At 40.4% G+C, this 20,097-nt stretch carries 11 protein-coding genes; 2 read left to right on the top strand and 9 right to left on the bottom strand.

Going from position 1 to position 20,097, the window contains the following annotated elements:
• Positions 1–151 precede the first annotated feature (151 nt).
• Both OC538_RS17970 and OC538_RS08085 read right to left on the bottom strand, forming a co-directional pair.
• Positions 152–427, bottom strand: coding sequence for a DUF2442 domain-containing protein (locus tag OC538_RS17970; protein WP_410055854.1), 276 nt, complete (start codon positions 425–427; stop codon positions 152–154).
• Positions 428–502: 75 nt separating this feature from the next.
• Positions 503–3,985 (bottom strand): right-handed parallel beta-helix repeat-containing protein, encoded by a 3,483-nt coding sequence (locus OC538_RS08085; RefSeq protein ID WP_262174241.1) that lies wholly within the window; start codon positions 3,983–3,985, stop codon positions 503–505.
• A gap of 505 nt (positions 3,986–4,490) precedes the next feature.
• Between OC538_RS08085 and OC538_RS08090 the strand changes: the two genes are divergently transcribed.
• Positions 4,491–4,826 carry a PfkB family carbohydrate kinase gene (locus tag OC538_RS08090; protein WP_262174243.1) on the top strand — a complete coding sequence of 112 codons (336 nt, stop codon included), beginning with the start codon at positions 4,491–4,493 and terminating at the stop codon, positions 4,824–4,826.
• 95 nt (positions 4,827–4,921) lie between these two features.
• Here OC538_RS08090 and OC538_RS08095 read toward each other — a convergent pair whose 3' ends face one another.
• The 6 genes from OC538_RS08095 to OC538_RS08120 all read right to left on the bottom strand — a co-directional run bounded on the left by OC538_RS08095 (position 4,922) and on the right by OC538_RS08120 (position 13,641).
• Positions 4,922–5,143 carry a hypothetical protein gene (locus tag OC538_RS08095; RefSeq protein ID WP_262174244.1) on the bottom strand — a complete coding sequence of 74 codons (222 nt, stop codon included), beginning with the start codon at positions 5,141–5,143 and terminating at the stop codon, positions 4,922–4,924.
• Positions 5,144–5,265: 122 nt separating this feature from the next.
• The gene (locus OC538_RS08100; protein WP_262174245.1) at positions 5,266–5,697 is read right to left on the bottom strand and encodes a hypothetical protein; all 432 of its coding nucleotides are present in this window, start codon (positions 5,695–5,697) and stop codon (positions 5,266–5,268) included.
• A 338-nt stretch (positions 5,698–6,035) separates the two neighbouring features.
• Complete coding sequence (locus OC538_RS08105) at positions 6,036–6,803, bottom strand: hypothetical protein (RefSeq protein ID WP_262174248.1); 768 nt, start codon at positions 6,801–6,803, stop codon at positions 6,036–6,038.
• Positions 6,804–7,589: 786 nt separating this feature from the next.
• The gene (locus OC538_RS08110; RefSeq protein ID WP_262174250.1) at positions 7,590–12,428 is read right to left on the bottom strand and encodes an S-layer homology domain-containing protein; all 4,839 of its coding nucleotides are present in this window, start codon (positions 12,426–12,428) and stop codon (positions 7,590–7,592) included.
• A 287-nt stretch (positions 12,429–12,715) separates the two neighbouring features.
• Positions 12,716–13,201, bottom strand: a complete 486-nt coding sequence (locus OC538_RS08115; protein WP_262174251.1) for a type II secretion system protein — start codon at positions 13,199–13,201, stop codon at positions 12,716–12,718.
• On the bottom strand, positions 13,198–13,641 hold the full coding sequence (locus OC538_RS08120; RefSeq protein WP_262174253.1) for a prepilin-type N-terminal cleavage/methylation domain-containing protein: 444 nt from the start codon (positions 13,639–13,641) through the stop codon (positions 13,198–13,200). Before OC538_RS08120 ends, OC538_RS08115 begins: the two co-directional genes overlap by 4 nt.
• A 45-nt stretch (positions 13,642–13,686) precedes the next feature.
• Here OC538_RS08120 and OC538_RS08125 point away from each other — a divergent pair, with 45 nt between their 5' ends.
• Positions 13,687–15,024 (top strand): prepilin-type N-terminal cleavage/methylation domain-containing protein, encoded by a 1,338-nt coding sequence (locus tag OC538_RS08125; RefSeq protein WP_262174254.1) that lies wholly within the window; start codon positions 13,687–13,689, stop codon positions 15,022–15,024.
• Between the two features lie 55 nt (positions 15,025–15,079).
• On the opposite strand, the gene OC538_RS17920 is transcribed toward OC538_RS08125, so the two are convergent.
• Positions 15,080–19,930 (bottom strand): S8 family serine peptidase, encoded by a 4,851-nt coding sequence (locus tag OC538_RS17920; RefSeq protein WP_316044284.1) that lies wholly within the window; start codon positions 19,928–19,930, stop codon positions 15,080–15,082.
• Positions 19,931–20,097 lie beyond the last annotated feature (167 nt).

The raw sequence follows: 20,097 nt of genomic DNA on the forward strand, positions 1-20,097 counted from the left end.
AATGAGAACCTGCACTTGTTCATTTCACTATTTAAACGGCGGTTGCTACTCCTTTCTTAGGAACAACAACCTCCGCGTATTTCACTATGTTAAAAATGATTCCAGTCACCTGAATCAAACCAAATTCTACGAGAATCTGGCACCGGTAAATCTATGCTCTACCCCGATGTTCATTCGAATCATATGTTGATATATCCTCAGATAAAATACTTGATAAATATCTTATAACGCTAATATTAATTCCCTGCTTATAGAGATTGTCCGGGTCAAGGTCTATCTCCCCAGGCCAGCTTACCGTCTCCAGCTCAGAATCAACAAATACCTGTTTAAAGAACTCTGGGTCTTGCAGCTTTTCTAATATACCCTTCATATGAGGCTTAATGTCAACAATCTGTTTTTCTCCGTTGGCAAAGTAACATAAAGCCAACCTTCAGTAATAGGCTTTACTAATGCAGTGTATTGTCTACATTCAACCATACACAGGCACATAAAACAGACTTTCTCAACTCTCTAACAAAACTAAATCATCCGTCGTAATTTCTTTTTCCAACGCAGGTTTCTCCTGCTCATTGCTCGCCACAGCCATTCGATAATCGACTTTACGTGTCATTTCTTTCGCGATCTTTTTCGCAAGCCCGGCATTTCCGAAGCTGCTATCCCGACGTGCATAAACCTCTTCATAATGATGCACTAACGCACGCTTCGCTTCATCTGTCATTCCATATCCTTCGATATAAAGCTCGGTAATCTCCATTAATTCCTCTGGTGTATAATCTTCAAAATGGAGTGTTAGTCCGAAACGTCGACGGAGACCAGCGTTGCTATCCAGGAAACGATTCATTTCATCTTCGTACCCTGCGGCAATCAATAAGAACTCGCCTTGGCAATCGGACATTTTCTTCAGCAACACTTCCACTGCTTTTTTCCCGAAATCATTCTCTCCACCACTCGCAAGTGTGTAGGCTTCATCAATAAACAACGCACTACCCATCGATCGTTCAATCTGCGCGGCTGTCAGTTTCTCTGTTTCACCAATATGACTGCCGACTAAATCGCTACGATCCACTTCAATCAGATCGCCTCGTGTCAACAATCCTAGCGCTTGATAAATACCTGCAAGCACACGGCCGACTTCCGTTTTACCCGTTCCCGGTTTACCGATCAACAACGTGTGATTCATCAATTTGTCCACAGAATGATTTTCGCGCCTGTAATATCTCATTAACTCAATCATTTCATCAATCTCAGCCTTCACCGTATCAAGGCCGATAAACTGATGCAGTTCTGCTCGTTTCTCAGCCAACAACACCTCATCAATCGGCACTTCAAACGTCTTCTCTTCACGCTCTGAAACTGCTTGGACAACATCTTCCTCTTCAAACGTCGTCAATACTTCTTCCGTCCATTGCTCACGCGGCATTTTCGCGATTCTCATTGACTGCGCTAGCCCGATCTGTTCGTAAATTATTCGCACCATTCGAGCGTTACTAAATGTCTCATCACGCATTCGATAGCGTTCCACGAACTCTTCATAAACTTCTTGCTTCGCAGCAGGAGTCAGCGTATAACTTCCTTCGCATTGCACTAAGAAGATTTCCAACAACTCATCCGGCGTATAGTCTTGGAACGTAATCTTCTCCGTAAAACGATCTTTCAATCCAGGATTAGATGCAAGGAACCGATCCATATCTTCCGTATAACCCGCCGCGATGACAATAAATTCACCACGGGCATTTTCCATTGCAGGAAGCAATGTTTCAATGACTTTCTTCCCGAAATCCCGACTCGAGTTACCCCCACCCGCAAGCGTATATGCTTCGTCTATAAAGAGCACGCCGCCCATTGCTTCCTTAATAATCACTTTCGTACGTTCTTCTGATTCACCGACATGTGTGCCAACGAGATCCTCTCGCTTCACTTCGATTACGTGTCCTGACTTCAAGAGACCTAGTTCCTTAAAAATCTGGCCGATTAGGCGAGCGACCGTCGTTTTGCCAGTACCCGGATTCCCTTGAAAGACCATATGGGGCGCTACCATCGCGTTCACTTTCATGCCACGCTCTAATTTGAATTGATTAATCTCCGCCAAGTTTTTAAACTCCTGGATTTTGTCTTTCACATCTTCCAGTCCAATAAAACCGGTCAACGCATTCATCGAAACGTTCATTGCATCCGTAGTATTTGTGTCTACAGTCGAGGCACTTCCAGTACTACCGCCCAACTTACTCGTGATCGGCGGAATCTGTAAGTCCGTATTCGTCAGCACAGGAACGCTGTCATCCCAACGAACTAAATCTCCTGCCCGGTTTTCCTTAAATGAACAACCGTCAAGAACCGGAACTGAACGCTCGAGTCGCAGTCCAGCCTTCTTTCCATTCATCAATTGCACCGAATTGAATACAGCATTCGAACAATCTTGCAAGATGATTTGATCATCAAGATGGCCGTGTACGCGCGTTTCAGTCACTTCCGTACGCTCCACCTGACTGAATTCGATTCCTGACGATTGACCATCATAGATTTCACACTCCGTTATAAACACTTCTGCACATTCCTTTGCGCGTACTTGCGCTCGCTTATGATTGAACACAATCGTCCGTTCCAATGAAACAACTACTTCAGGACCTGCAAGTATGCCGTTCTTATCGCCACTCGAGATTTTACAATCGGTTATTTCCGCTTTCGCCGCACCAATTACTAACACATTCGATCCTTTATGACCGAAGATAATGCAATTGGATGCGGTCAACTCGGATTCTTTCGCGGAGACCCCAGCACTATCTCCACTCTTCACTTCCGTCGCCGACAAATTGACGTCAGATTGGTCAGAAGCAAAAATCTGTACACCACGATGATGGCTAATCAGTGAATCCAATATGTTCACTTGACTACTCGTAGCGTAAACCCCTTTATTGTTTCCACTCTCAATTTCGCAATCCCGAATCGTCAAAACGCTTTGATGAAACGCAGAGAGTTGCGTCAGCTGATTGTACTTCACTTCACAATCGATGAGTGTACAAGTCGAATGTCCAGACACAATTCCTCTAGACTTGCCCGAAAAAATCTCTGTTTTCGTCATCAAAACGGTGCTCTGTTCGTTACACGTAATGTGGTCACCTGTTTGATTTTTAAAGAGGGAGTCTGCTAATTCAACTGCTGAACGACTGACGTTCATTCCTTCAGCTTCACCATTTTCAAACGTACTCGACTCGACTTCAATACGGGATCCATTCATAAAAGCCACATGCTCGAGACGTTGGTTTTTAAAAGCACAATTTTTCAGAATACCCTTCGATTGATCACAATAAATCCCTTGGGCATGTCCAACGTAAAAATTCGTAGTTTCTACATCCATCGAACTGTCTTGTTCCAAACGGAGTTGCACCCCACGATTTCCGATGAATGAGCTTTTGGTAATCGTTGCTCGACTCTTTTCAGACAAACAAAGTCCTTCTTCTTGCCCACTTAAAATTCCGGAACTCGCAATTGCGACTTCTCCCCCCGCGCGCACACGAATTTGCGCAGTTTTGATTGTGTCTTCCACGATGCATTCAAACAAAGACAGTCGCCCTAAAACGTCAATTCCCTGTAGGGTTTTTTGAAATGTCGAATGCTCTACGGATACTTTTGCAGCTGCATCCACTCGCATAGCGACTCCTTGAATCTCAAAGAACAGACAATCGTGAAGCGTTACATCTCCTGATTCGATATGTACACCACAGTCAACTGGATCAGTACCTCCTCCAATACAAATCGATTCGATACGCACTTCTTCAGTTATCGCGATACGAACACTTCCAGTTACACGAACTGAGCTAGCAACACCTTCTGAACTTCGAAGAACGAGCAGCTTATCGATCGTTACATGTTCATCATAAATGCCCGTATCCACTTCCACGGTATCACCTGGCAGCGCGGCCATTACTGCAGCCTGAATCGTTTTGTAACGAGATGCCCCGCCTTGAGATACTTGTATAATCGCCACGTATCTTCCCACCTTCTATTTGAAATTTCACGTTATATTTTACTTTGTGTTTTTACAACCACTAGTAGTAGTCGAACGAATGCTTCTATTCATTAAGTATACTAGCAAGCAGAGGGGCAGAGCAAAGAACTGCTCGTTTATAAAAGTACATAGCAAAAAAGACAGACCCAGATGGCTGTCTTTATAATTTCTCTTTTGTTAATCGCGTCATAACAACACCGAATCCATGCAATCATCCCGCATAACTCCACCCGGACTGCCCTTCCTGTAAACGATTTAACCAACAATTAAAAACAAAATGGATGCTATAAAAGTAATTCTCGCTGACACAATACTATAACGCATAGAAACAACAATCAGTAACTTATCTCTAAGTTTTTCGACAAATTCATACAAACTTTGACATTAGCGATATGTCTTCTAACGGTCAGTATTCCACGAAAGAAGTATTTTTTGTATAATGAAATGCTATGATTGAAAAAACGAAATGATAGGAAGTACATACATGATTGTATCTAAGAAAAAACATGTCTGGATTTACGGTGATGTTTTTGTCGATTATCTAGTTAGAGATTATTTAAACACGACTTTTAATACATTCCTTGGCGTGACAACAGTGAATGTGGCGGCGGGCGTTTCTAGACTGGGTGCGCCTTCAGCATTTATTACAGTAATAGGAGACGATGCGACTTCACAATTTGTCTGGAATGAACTGCGTCAAGAAAGCATCGACTTATCGTTCGCTAAACCAAAAACGGTACCAGGTTCCGGGACAATTCTAAATTCAATGAGAACCTGGTACCCTAAATGGTTTGAGATGAAGTTTCTGACAGGAGACTAATAGATATAAAAAAATCCCATTCGAATCGAATGATTGAATGTAATTTTTTCAAATGACGGAATTACTCCAAACACTCAATAGCGTTCACTCATTTGTTATTCTTCATCATGTTTCCTTTTTCTCTTTTCAATAGAGTCACTGTTGACATCGGTTGAAGTTTTCTTTTTCGCCGTTAATGAAGAGAAGCAAAAAAACATCACAAAATAAGCCCAGAATCTTGGCAAACCAAGTTGTGGCTCAGTCTTTGAAATAATCACATATAGAAATGCTAAAATCATGATCAGAATTAAGATGATATTAATAAATATCTTATTCATAAAATAACTCCTCCTAATTCACCTTTCAACTTTTCCCTAAAATTATATACAGATAAAGTTAGAGGAAAAAGCCCTAGTTCCAATAAAAGTGATGCGTAGTAGATTCAAGCGAAAAAGAGCAATCATGCGATATGATCACTCTTTTCAACTCTAAAAGAAGTAACTTCTTCATCGTCTTTCGATCCCTTTTCTTTTATGAGCGCTAAAATTCCGGCGATAATAAGTAAAATACATGGAATGATATGAAAAACATTTATGAGTAGTGTTGCAATACCAACGATCAGTAGCCAGAGTCCGACAGATCGCAAACTTTTTGAAGAACAGCTTTTGACGAGCGTTACAATATAAAAAGGAAGCGTCAACAGCGTTTGGATACCAGCGATGATAAATCCAATTCTAATCGATTCATCTAGAAGTTCTTCACCTTCAATTTGTTTAATACCTTCTATAAAACCAGCCCAAAAAAACGTCCCTTGCCAAATCCACAACATACAGCCCAGTATCGCCATGATGGATCCGACTAACCCTAACACAAAAGTCGGTGTATGCCCCATACCCGTCCCCCTCGTATATTAAGATAGATTATAAGGGAATTCAGATTTTTTTAAAAAAGCAACTCTGGTTTTAACAGTAGCTAATAGAAGAATTGCCTATAACAACTATATTCACAAAGCTATCTAATTAGAATGCATTCCTAACAATAAGAGGTTCATACCCATCAATACAACAGCATAGACAAACAGTTTTTCATTAAATAAAACAAATGAATTACTCCCGAATATATGTACTCGACCCGTTAGAATTAAAAGCGGTTCTAGTTTCCAGGACATTTCCGAATTCAATAGGAACTCTGATTAACTCTAGAACCACTTCTATGTGAACTTTTTACTAATTAAATTTTCATTTTGTCAATATCAAACGCCATTGACAAAGCGAATTTAAAAATCAGAAATGCATACACTGGTATTAAGATGCCTAAAAATATCCCCCAGTTCATCACACCGTTTATACTACTAATATTAAGAATAGTTATAAGAGCTGCTATCCAGTATGAAGCCTCAAAAATGAAGGTCGAAATTAAAAGATTTTTGCGTCTTTCTCTAATAAAGTGATGCTTTGCTATATCCTTATTAATTAAAATCATAACTGAATATACTATCATTAAATAAAATGCCAAGAACGTTAAAATTGTTTTAACCATGTCATCAGCTGAACTGAATATAATATTAATTAAAAGTATCAAACATAAAACACATACAAAAATTATAGGTAGCATAAATACTTTCTTAAACGAGTAAGAGTATTTAAAGGGTTCAATACTTCCTTTTCCATCGACGGTATAATATTCCCACCCATTATAATGTCCAACTAATTCATTAGATTCTTTATTAAATTTCATAACATAACGACCTATGATTAACCCTTTATTGTAGTTATTTAAATGCACTATTATATTTTGGGGTTCATCTTTTTTATAAAAAATACCGTCTTTAATAGCAAGGTTCAATGCCTTACTGGTTATTTTCTCGGTGTCTTTTAGAAAATGACTTGCTACTTCTATGCTTCTATCGTAATTAATAGGTGTACTAACATCACTCTCCCCTATTTCCTTATGTTTTATTTCCAAATACCAACCTTTTTTCTTTTTATTTTTGTTCATACTTTATTACTCCTTTTTCATTTTAAATTAATAATTGGTCCATTCAATATTTTGCATCAGTAGACATGACGGAAAAAGTCTAATTTTTATTATGCAATTATTGCGAACCTGTAGTTGGATTCTTGAGAATCTCTGTCATTCCTTACATGGTCTGTTTCATAATTCTTCTTGTGTCCATTTCTCTAGATATTGTTTGTCCCAATTTTATAATCATCAAAACGTCATAATGAATTCACCCCATTACCATCGAACTATTTTCATACTATTTATGTAATTGACTGGGCATGGTAATTGGTTTTCCACTTTATATTTCAAAGTAAGAAGCAGAAAAACTCAGGAGAAATAGCCGCCGATTTTGGTGTTTCCTTTTGTATCTGTGCCCTTGTAATTAGCGCCCGCGTCTAATTCGAAAGCTAATAGCTTATACATGGATCTACCTCGATTCACATCACTTGTCTTTAAAATATTTTTATTTCTGTGGATACTCAAATTCTAAGCCGATGAGTGATTCAAACACTTTTTCTTTTAAATGAGCACTCTATTGGATGATTAACAAAGTATACCTTTTGATCTATCCCCCTTTAAAAGGTTCATAACGTAAAAAAAATTCCTCAGCCAAATAACTGATTGAGGAATTTTTTCGTTGTCGTAAACAGGATTGTTATATCTATCTCATTTGTTAAGAGGTAGTCAATTAGTGTTATAGGCAGCTTTAAAAGCTTCTATAGCTCTATCTCCCAGACCGCCAATGCTATATCTTTTTTCCGCTTTGCACCTGAATTCCGCTTAAATAGACTCATAAACATTGTCATTGTTAGCTTCAGTGTCAATGTCTGTGTTGGTGTCTGTGTCTATGTCTGTGTCTGCGTCTATGTCTGTGTCTGCGTCTGTGTCTGCGTCTGCGTCTGCGTCTGCGTCTGTGTCACTGTCGCCGTCTATTCTGTTTGACCAAATGGATTTTGTTGTTCCATCCACCTTGTATTCACTATATCCATCAGCTTTAACAGTAACGCCGCCTTTATCAGATACAATTTGAGTAGCTTCAGATAGTGTTCCACTATTTAGTGTAAAACTAGTATCTGGCGCTCCGACACTTGGACTAGATCCATTGTCAACATTTACACCATACCAGGTATTGCCGCTTGTTTCTAAATTGTCAGCTACCACTACTGAATTGTTAACATTCAATCCTGCAGCCGCATTATCTTTAGAAACAATATCTTTCAACTTTACATTTGTAGATTCAAAGACATTGATTCCAGTCCGTTTGGCATTGCTGATTGTTAGGTTTTCCAATTGAACTAGACCGTTAACTTTATCAATAGAAACCAAGTGTTTATCCGCGTTATAAGTACCCTCATCAAATCCTTCCGCAGCTGTGATTGTCACATTTCCGTTACCTTTAATGGTGACGGGTTTATTGATTAGAAGTTGTTTCGATAACTTGTACGTTCCTTCCGGTACAATTATCGTATCGTTTATCTTAGCTTCATCTATCGCTGTCTGAATAGACGTATAAACAGTATCACTGCCGTCTATTGTAATAACATTCGTTAATGGTTTGTTTGACCAAATGGTTTTTGTTGTTCCGTGCACCTTGTATTCAGCATATCCTTCAGCTACAACAGTAACGTCGCCTTTATCAGATACAATTTGAGTAGCTTCAGATAGTACTCCACTATTTAATGTGAGTTTGCTTTTTGGCGCCCCTTCACCTGGACTAGATCCATTATCAACATTAACGCCATACCAAGCATTGCCGCTTGTTTCTAAATTGTCAGCCACCACTACTGAATTGTTAACATTCAATCCTGCAGCCGCATTATCTTTAGAAACAATATCTATTAACTTTACATTTGTAGATTCAAAGACATTGATTCCAGTCCGTTTGGCATTGCTGATTGTGAGGTTTTCCAGTTGGACTAGACCGTTAACATTATTAATAGAAACTAGGTGTTTATCTGCGTTATAAGTACCCTCGTCAAAGGCTTCCGCAGATTTGATTGTCACTTCCCCGATACCTTTAACAGTGACGGCTTTATTGATTAGAAGTTGTTTCGATAACTTGTACGTTCCTTCTGGTACATTTATCGTATCGTTTGCCTTAGCCGCATCTATCGCGGATTGAATAGACGTATAAACAGTGTTACTGCCGTCTATTGTAATAACATTCGTTAATGGTTTGTTTGACCAAATGGTTTTTGTTGTTCCGTGCACCTTGTATTCAGCATATCCTTCAGCTACAACAGTAACGTCGCCTTTATCAGATACAATTTGAGTAGCTTCAGATAGTACTCCACTATTTAATGTGAGTTTGCTTTTTGGCGCCCCTTCACCTGGACTAGATCCATTATCAACATTAACGCCATACCAAGCATTGCCGCTTGTTTCTAAATTGTCAGCCACCACTACTGAATTGTTAACATTCAATCCTGCAGCCGCATTATCTTTAGAAACAATATCTATTAACTTTACATTTGTAGATTCAAAGACATTGATTCCAGTCCGTTTGGCATTGCTGATTGTGAGGTTTTCCAGTTGGACTAGACCGTTAACATTATTAATAGAAACTAGGTGTTTATCTGCGTTATAAGTACCCTCGTCAAAGGCTTCCGCAGATTTGATTGTCACTTCCCCGATACCTTTAACAGTGACGGCTTTATTGATTAGAAGTTGTTTCGATAACTTGTACGTTCCTTCTGGTACATTTATCGTATCGTTTGCCTTAGCCGCATCTATCGCGGATTGAATAGACGTATAAACAGTGTTACTGCCGTCTATTGTAATAACATTCGTTAATGGTTTGTTTGACCAAATGGTTTTTGTTGTTCCGTGCACCTTGTATTCAGCATATCCTTCAGCTACAACAGTAACGTCGCCTTTATCAGATACAATTTGAGTAGCTTCAGATAGTACTCCACTATTTAATGTGAGTTTGCTTTTTGGCGCCCCTTCACCTGGACTAGATCCATTATCAACATTAACGCCATACCAAGCATTGCCGCTTGTTTCTAAATTGTCAGCCACCACTACTGAATTGTTAACATTCAATCCTGCAGCCGCATTATCTTTAGAAACAATATCTTTCAACTTTACATTTGTAGATTCAAAGACATTGATTCCAGTCCGTTTGGCATTGCTGATTGTGAGGTTTTCCAGTTGGACTAGACCGTTAACGTTATTAATAGAAACTAAGTGTTTATCTGCGTTATAAGTACCCTCGTCAAAGCCTTCCGCAGATTTGATTGTCACTTCCCCGATACCTTTAATAGTGACGGATTTATTGATTAGAAGTTGTTTCGATAACTCGTACGTTCCTTCTACTACAAAAATTGTATCATTTTCTCCAGCTGCTGCAATCGCTGCTAGTAGTTTGTCGGCTGAGTCGATAATGTCGCCCGATTCAACTCTGGTATTATCGACTTTAGCTTCGACTCCATTTTTATATTTAACGGTGAATGTAACTTTTGTCGGTTCCCCTATTGTAATTCCATCTACATCCCAGAATCCATCTTTCTCATAATCAAATGTCCAATCCAATGGCATTGAAACTTGGGTAGCATCCCGATATTCTGCAATCTTATCCGTCAATTTCCCTTTTCCTAATGGTTTATTATTTTGATCAAACCATTCTACAGTCAGAGTGTCTATATCACTTACTGTTTTACCTTCAGTTAAACCTGCGCCAGCTGAGTACATAATGCCACTTACGAATCCAAAGTCCTGCGCAACAATACCGCCTGTTGCTTCTATAACTTTATATGTCTTCGTATTGTCTAAGCCTGTAATTTCTGTGCCTGTCAATACTTCTGCTGAGGATTCCTTAAGGCCTAAAGTCCCGTCTTTCTTTACACCAAACAGTTCCCCGTTTACGATTACAGCGTATTTTTTGCCAGGTTCTAACCCTGTGATTTTCTTATCCCCAGCTACCCCCAAGGAATCTGGCGCCAAAGTCACAAGTTTCGGTGCTTCTGGTTGTTGTACTGAACCGTCAGTACCACCTCCACCACCGCCACCACCAGTTACAGGTGGCGCAGGTGTAACCGGTTTTGCTTCCGGATTTGTTACTCCGCCAATATTCTCAATGTTAGCTTTCACTTTATCGTAATCTTGAATAACATCTTTTGCTTCTGTTCCTTTAGGCAGGATTAGATTACCGATTTTAGTATTAGAGCCGAATGATATCTTCGAACTATTTGAACCAATTGTAACTTCACCGATCTTGGCTGTACCTTCAATCTTTAATGCTGATTTTGTATTGATTGTAAGGCTTGTTACCGGTGCGTCGATTGTAACGGATGTTGCACCTTCCGACAGTGTTACGCTTGGAAGAATAACGCCATTGTCCGCTTTCAGGTGAACATTTGAAGATAAAATGAATGACTGTACACTAGTAGTACCTTTCGATTCAATTGTTACATCACTTTTCGATACTTCTATTGTTCCCATTGCAGAATTCAAAAAAATAATTGTCGGTTTAGTTGTAGCTGTCTTGGAATCTGCTGAGACATTAAAAGAATTGGCAGATGCGACTTTATAAACTCTGTTAGTTCCTGCTGCCGTCTTATCTTTTGAGGATGAATTGTCAGAAACAATTGTTTTCCCCTTAACCTTTATGGCTTCGCTTTGGAAACTGTTATTAACTGCATTTCCAATTTCCAATTTACCTTCTATAACAAGATTCTTAGTCGTTACATAATCACCATTGATGATCAGATTTCCTTTTAACGCTGCACTATTTCCATCAAGGACTATATGATTCGATGAAGTTCCATTAGCAGTAATCTCAAGTGATGAAATTCTTTCAATTAGACCATCTTTAACATTTACTTTGATTTTTGCACCTTTTAATGCAGGCAGGTTGGAAGGGTTTAATATAGATTTCATTTCCGCATGAATACTATATGTCCCATCCTTTAGTTCAATAGTGTTTTCCGTAATATCGACAATCTGAGAACTGAGTCCGTTTTGTGAAACTGCCATTTCACTTCTAAAGATAAACGAAGCAATTTGACCTCTCGTGACAAGCACATTCGGCCCAAACGTTGTTGGTGTGATTCCGGTTGTAATATTGTTAGAAATCAATGCCTGTACATATCCTGCATAGGCATCACCAGTTTTGACATCAACAAACCGGTTATCAGAGAGATTCTCTCGTTCTAAACCGAATCCTAGGGTAATAATTTTCGCCATTTGTGAGCGTTTTAGATTATCATTCGGTCTAAACGTTTTATCTTGATATCCACTAATGACGCCTGCATTTACCAAAGCCGCTATTGGACCGTAAAATGAATCGCTTTCTTTCACATCGGTGAACCCGGGATTTTTCACATTAACTGTATCCAATCCCAAAGCTAAAGCAAGAATTTTAGCTGCTTGCCCACGTGTGACAGAATCATTCGGCCTATAAGTACCATCCGCATAACCATTAATAATCCCTCTTGCGCTTAGACTCACTACGGGTGCGAAATAATAAGCCTTTGGATTTAAATCATTAAATAAAGTAGGGCCTGATTCATTAGCCTGAACAAATGTTGGAGGGGCGGCTACTATAGCTCCTCCTACCACACTACTTGCCAATACAGCTTTGAAGAGTTTTTGATAAGAACGTGAGTATTTCTTCAATTAAATACCTCCCAATATATGTATTTGTCTACATTTCAATGGTACCATTAGAGAGGTAAATTAGAACCATATCTTTAGATTCATTTTATTATTCAGAATAATTATTCTCCCGAATAGGCAGTTTATACTATCCATCTAAACTGAACCTTAGTTGCATAAGCAAAACAATCCAATAAAGATCGAAAACAAAAAAGCTCCCCAATCCATCGCTATTCAACGACAAATCGGAAAGCCCTTATTGTTTTCTATCAAGTTGCTCCTAATTTCCTCAAAACTACAATCTAACGCTATTCTTTTACTATATGAATAACAACTTCTTCATTTGATACTTTTGGTTGTGTTGAATCATTCAAGGAGGAAGTAACTGCGTATGTGATGACGACTTTATTATCGTCTATTATTTTGATGGTATTGATTTTCAAGCGGAATTGTTGGCCGTTCACTTTTAAAACTTTTACAACCTCATTGGTAAACTGGGAGTCTATTTCATTAATCTTTTGTTGTAAACTTTCCTTATATTGCTTACTATCAAGTAAAGAATCCGATTTTTTGACCAGCTCATCATTGGCATGATTAATAACACTTTCCATATACGTAACGCCCATTAGTCTTACTTTTTCCAGTTGTATTGCTTTCTCTGTTCTTTGAACTTGAAGTTTGCTGCTAAGGACTTTTGATACAAGTGGCGGAGTCAAAACACCGATTAACACAACAATTAATAAGACCCAAATTAATGTATAACCGTTTTGTTTTCTCAGTAACCTATTTGTCATTTAGAGTTCCCCGTTTCGTTATAACCAAATATTTCAGAAATCTGCACCGGCTCATAACCCGGTTCAATCTTCTCGGCATAAATCTTCACATGGACTCTCTCCAATTGTAAGATTGCCGGTGTTTCCGGAGAAACCAAGACATATGGATAATATAATTTCCCGTTTAGTTCGGTTGGATTAATTTCTTTATATTGCTTCCCGTCAATACTTACGTTCTTTCCAGTGGACTTAACAGTACTGGTTTTCACATCATGTAACACCTTTTCAGCAATGTTAATGGATGTCAATTGATCTTCCACCTTAACTGAGAATAAGGAGGCTTGGAAGAAAAAATGGGAAAGTGAAACGAAAATGATCGTCAAAATCACGAGGGATGCTAGAACTTCAATCAATGACATTCCTCTATTGTTTACCAGATAGCTTTTAAGTTTATTTTTCATCCCGTCACCCTTCATCAATTAATCCGTTAATAGGAGGCGTAACTCGTGTTCAAAAAACACTTGTCCCAGCAAGGACTCACTCTAGTGGAAATATTAGTTTCATTGGTAATTGCAAGTTTCGTTATCGGGCTTGTAACTAGTGTACTTATATCGACCGTCAAGTTCAATGACAACACGCAAACTCGCATTACTTTAAGACAGGAATCAAATAGGATCATTACCGGAATTAGAGCATCCCACCGCAAGGACGAGAGTGTCTGCTACGACCAATTGGCTGCGAACAGTGGTATAGAGATTACATTGCAATTAAATAATAAAGTCTTAAAGAATGGCGATTGTCTGGCTGTTATACACACAAATGATTTGCCCGTCAAGTTCACATTATCTGCTGGAACTAAAAATTCCTTCACGATTGATACTGTACTGGAAGGGAAGGAAGGAACAGATCTCAGTTTTACAATTCCCAAAAAAGACGCTAGTTTCATTGATAATTTGCTACTTGATAATGTATTTATTTATGGTTCCCACTTGTTCATCTCTGGTTCCTCACCTTTGAAAAGTGCGACTAATGGGACAGGGACGGTAGTGATCAATAATCTGAATAAGAAGGACTTAGAATTTGGTGGCGATAATAAAATTAACGTACAAAATATCTATATTGATAAAAAAGGCAATTTAGTTAAATTTACAAGCAGTACAAAACTAGGATTGAAAAATTCAACGAAGATAGTTCATATCACAGGAGATGTACAATTGAATAATGGTGGAGCAAGAATCGATGGTGACACCATTTACATTGATGGAAATGTTACGTTTGGAGATAGTGCCGTCATAGAAGGAAAAAAAGTAATTATAAATGGAAATGTCACGTTTAAAAATTGGTCCGCTAAAATAAAAGCGAATGAAATATATATTGCTGGAACTACTAAATTAGACAGTGCTAATTCGCCTAATATTGATGGCACTGTAAAGAACTTCAGCCAACTTAAAGAGGGTGACATTCCCAAAAGCCCATCTTTTACTCCCCCAACCTTACATAAAGACGATTGGTATCCACAGAATGGCTATACTGTGAAATCAAATGGGACTATTTCGTCTGGAAATAGAATATTTTCGCCGGGAAACTTTATAGCGAATGATTGGCATTCATCTACAAGCAACGTAATTATTATTAGTAAAGGGAATATAGAGATCAATAATTTTGGCGGCAGTGAATTGTCAGGTATTCTTTTCGCCCCTAACGGAAAAGTAACCTTTAAAGGAGGTGCTTTTAAAGGAGTTATAATTTCGAGAGATGGTTTTATTACCGAGCAAAATCCCGATATTATTTTTATAAACGCATCTCAATTCATCAAAGATAAAGATCCAATTCCATTCAAATAATTTGATGCTCATCATATAAAACCCCAGTCGCATAGATGCGACTGGGGTTTGCTAATTACTGAAGAAACTCCATGATATTGACAAACATCTTCGCAGCGTGTGCACGTGTTGTCGGGTCTTGTGGCATGAATTTTCCATCGGATCCGGTAATGATCTTCAACTCATACAACATTGAAATAGCGTTCACTGTTTCCTTATTGTAGTTGCCAATGTCGGAAAACGGTGCATTTGCTGTCGGCTTGTATGTTTCGCCTGTTTTGTATTCATATGCACGTGCAATCATTAATGCCATTTGAACACGAGTCACATTATCCGAAGGATTGAATTTGCCATTTTGCCCTTTGATGATACCGTATTTGTATGCAGCTGCAATCTCGGCTTGGGTTTCTTTACTCAAATTCCCTGTGTCAGTGAAAGGTGCCGCTTCAGTCGTTTGCAGCCCCAATGCACGGGTAATCAATGCGGCGGCTTGCGCACGTGTCAACTGATCATTCGGTCTGAATGAACCGTCTTTGTAGCCTTTAAAAATTCCCATTTGTACAGCTTTTTGAATATAGAATTCAGCCCAGTAACCTTTTGAAACATCTGTAAATGTTACTGGTATTATCGGTTCAGGATTGACTGGATCAGGTTTTACCGGATCCGGCTTGGTTGGAGTTGTTGGTGTTGACGGGATGTTTCCGCCGCCTCCGCCGCCGTTGTTACCCCCACCCCCGCCATTTCCTGGGTTAGGTGCAGGATTTGTGACTGTGACTTTGACTATAATTGGATCGTATTCGCCGTATGTGATTGTGATTTCTGTTTTGCCTGCAGCGACTGCTGTGATGCTTCCGTTTTTAACTGTTGCGATTGTTTCATCCGCAGACGTGAATGTGGCGCTAGGTGTGACGTTTTCAACTTTGCGAGTTCCATCTGCAGTTGTCGTTATTTTCGAGACGGTTAATTGATCCGTTCCACCGACATTGAGGGTGACTTGATCTTTATTAACCTCGAAAGTAATTGTGTCTTCATCAACAGATGTGACTGTAACTGCAACAGTTGCTGTGAAGTCGCCGTTCGTGACTGTGATTGCCGTTTCGCCAGCACCCACAGCTGTAATCGTGCCATTTGTAACGGATGCTACATTTTCATCACTTGAAGTGAATGTCGACGATGCCGTGACATCTTCCTCTGTTTGATTGCCATCTACTGTCGTTGTTTTCGTGACGGTTAATTGATCCGTTTCGCCGACGTTGAGGGTGACTTGTTCCTTATTAACTGCGAAAGTGATTACGTCTTCTTCAACAGCTGTGACTGTAACTGCAACAGTTGCTGTGAAGTCGCCGTTCGTGACTGTGATTGCCGTTTCGCCAGCATCCACAGCTGTAATGGTGCCATTTGTAACGGATGCTACATTTTCATCACTTGAAGTGAATGTCGACGATGCCGTGACATCTTCCTCTGTTTGATTGCCATCTACTGTCGTTGTTTTCGTTACGGTTAATTGATCCGTTTCGCCGACGTTGAGGGTGACTTGATCCTTATTAACCGCGAAAGTGATTATGTCTTCTTCAACAGCTGTAACTGTAACTGCGACTTTTTCTGTGAAGTCTTTGTACGTGATAGTGATTACAGTTGTGCCTGCAGCGACTGCTGTGACGTTGCTGTTTTCAACTGTAGCAATTTCTGCATTTGCACTTTGGAATGATGCATCAGCTGTGACGTCTTTTTCAGTGACCGTTCCGTCTGCTTTTGTTGTTGTTTCAGTAACGGTCAGATTATCAGTGTCTCCAACTTGAAGTAGTAGGCTGTTTTTATTCACTGCATAACCAACAGTATCTTCTTCGATTTCTCCCTCAAGTGTAACTACAAAGGATTTTTCAGCTTTATTGCCAGCCGCGTCGTTAACGAAAATCGTTACAGTATTGTCGCCCTCTACAAGGCCAGTCACTTCCACAGTGAATGAACCGTCCTGCGCAAGATTAACAGGTCCGCTAGATACTACATTACCATCCACATCTTTTGCTTCGAACGTAGTTGTAAGTTTCGTATTGAGGTTGTAGCCGAGACCGTAGAGGAATAGCTCTTCTTGCCACTCAATATACTTATCGACTACTTGGCCTGAAAATGCGTATGTGGAATCTTCAGCGACTTGATCATCATCCGACTCTATTGTAGCAGGCGAACTCTTCACAAAGAGTGGGCCATCCCATGCTTCAATAATTCCTCCTGCTGATAGAGCGGTGAAGTCAACTGTGTAAATACCATCTGGAATTTGCTCGAAACCCGATCTGCCCCAAGGTGCATACTCTCCGTCAATATCCAGATAGTAGCTTCCAGCGGCTAAAGAAGAACCCGCGTGTAGATAGCCAATATAGCCATCGCCATATTCCCCGCCTTCAGGATCCATAATATCCCAAAGTTCAACGTAGTTTGTCGCTACATTCGTGTTCAAAGTGAAATTGAGCCGCCCTGCATCTTTCACGCCATCACCATTGAACGAAAGATCTGTTTCTGTCAGCTTATAATTTGTAATTGGAGCAACTTGAGCTTTTGGCGAGAAGTCGGCAGCAAACGGCAAGGATAGATCTGTTTCACCGTTCGAAATGTGAATGTAGCCAAGAAGTTCGCTTCCAGCTGGTGCATTTGTTTTTGAAGCAGTTAGCGTAACATTTAGCAATTGCTCGCCGTTCAATTTAAATGAAGGCTTGTCAATTGTTACTTTTGCATCTGCAAAAGACTTCGTCATTTGCACTGTTGCATTGAAATCACTAACCGCTCCGGAAATATTCTTCACACGAATTTGTTTCGTTACGGAGACTGCACTATCTTTAATCTTATCGAGATGACCAAACGTAACCGTCCCTTTATCGTTACGAACTTCTTTTCCGTCAGAGACAACTTTATCTATCGCATAAGCAAGCACTTTAGGGAATGCCGCTTCATACGGTTGTACGCGTCCTGGTCCTTGTGCGAAAACATCATATTTCGTAGTGTCCAACACTTTTGCCGTATTGGAGATTGCGACTTTCACGTCAAACGCATTCCAGGTAGGGTTGGCGTTCATGATAAGTGCCGCGATTCCTGCGACATGCGGTGTTGCCATGGATGTACCTGTTTTGCGTGTAAATGCTTTTGAGTAGTCTGCATCCGGATTGTCTTTTCCGTACATCGGAATGGTTGACATGATGTTCGTTCCCGGTGCGGAGACGTCCGGTTTAATATCAAAATGTGGTGTTGTCGGTCCGCGGGAGCTGGAACTGTTCACTTCATCGCCAGTTGTCATTGTTTTATTGATATTTGCAAATGAAACTTTACCCGCGTTTGAAGCTAGTGCCGCCCTTAATGCATCGCCTTCTGTTTGGGACATGTCGAATGTCGGGAGGAACTCGAAATCATCGCCAAGGAATGTTCCGGAAGGATTCGGTGCATTCGTTCCGCCGGTGAAGTTGTGAATTAAGAGTCCCGCTGCGCCAGCCGCTTTTGCCGCTGCGATTTTATCGACAAATGCGATGGATCCACGGGAAACAAGAACGAATTTGCCATTTACATCGAGACCGGTGTAATCTTTCGGTTCGCCTACTCCCGGAACCGCAACGACATCAAATTCACTTGCAAGCTGAGCCGCAAGATCAACACCGAAAGTCGTTCCCATCAATTTAATGTTGGATGTTTTAGTATAAGCGCCTGCTGTAACAGTAACGCTTGCATCGTAATTCGCTTCAGGATTCGTTGTGTTTCCAACCGCCACTCCTAATGCAGCGGCACCCGGCGTACCAATCGTGCCACGGTTCGGACCTGAGTTGCCCGTCGCCATAACTGCAAGTGTACCGGCTAGCATTGCATTGTTGATTGCGATTGTATCTGCAGTCGTGGATGAGTTGTTACCGCCACCAAGCGAAAGGTTGATGATGTCCATGCCTTCTTCGACAGCTTTGTTTATTCCTGCAATCACTCCAGCATTGGATCCGCTGCCGTAAGCGCCAAGTACGCGGTATGCATAAAGGTCAACTTTAGGTGCAATCCCAGAAATGTTGTATTCATTCGCACCAATCGCAGCGATTGTACCTGCTACGTGCGTGCCGTGAGAGGTGTAGAATGAACTGCCGTTTGCGTTGAATTCCGGTTGACTTGCTGGACGGTCAAGTGGTGTAGTTTCGTATGGGTCGTTATCAGCTCGTTGACGTGCATAAGTCGCACCGTTCGGTATGAAGTTCCAACCGCCTTTATAGATCCCATCAAAATCAGGGTGATTATAGTCAATCCCAGTATCTAGCACACCGACTTTAATTCCTTCTCCTTTAAAGCCCTTATCCCAGATCCTTTCAATTCCAAGGAATGAAATGCTCGTATTCATTGCCGCATCGACTGTACCGCTCGGCGTCAATGACGACTCAAGGGCATGCACTTCTACAACCGGCTCGACAAGGACGACGCCTTGAATGTCTAGAAGCCTCTTAATGTCATGCGCTTTTACAGTCGCCGCGATGCCATTTAGCACTGTGCTATAAGAATAGTTTTCTGTAAATGATATATGATTTGCATTCATTTCTTTTTTGAAGAATGTATGCTGTGCTTTCACTTTCAACTTCACTGCATTGGCTTCAGCGCTTGCGAATTTTTGGCCTGCCAACTCTTTTATCCCTTTTTCAAGTGCAACAGGTTTTTCAGAAAGGTGAATGATGACCGATACTTCTTCACTTCCGGATAATCCTTGCAAGTCCTTGTGGAGGGCGGGTTCCCCTTCCAATACGTTCAGTTGCTGGGCAACTGCCGCTTTTGCCTGCATGATGCTTTCATTCGTCCCATTCTGCTTGAATGGGTTCGGGCTGTTGTTCGCCGACACGTTCATCGGCGCTAGCAACGTAAAGACCATGGCAAATGCCATGATTGCACTGAATAACTTATGAAGCTGTTTCTTCTTCAATAAACTTCCCCCTTTGCCATATTAGTTGGTGGTTTGGTTGTCCACTTACCTTTCTAGGTCGAACCCCTCCCGCGACTACTGGTAGTCAATTTGTCGATAAATCTATCGGGCTTCCAATTTGGACAACCCAGTATGATACTGTTCTACTGTATGTAGTAGGAGATTCT

The sequence above is a fragment of the Saccharococcus sp. Marseille-Q5394 genome, from assembly GCF_946901335.1.
GTDB lineage: Bacteria > Bacillota > Bacilli > Bacillales_A > Planococcaceae > Sporosarcina > Sporosarcina luteola_C.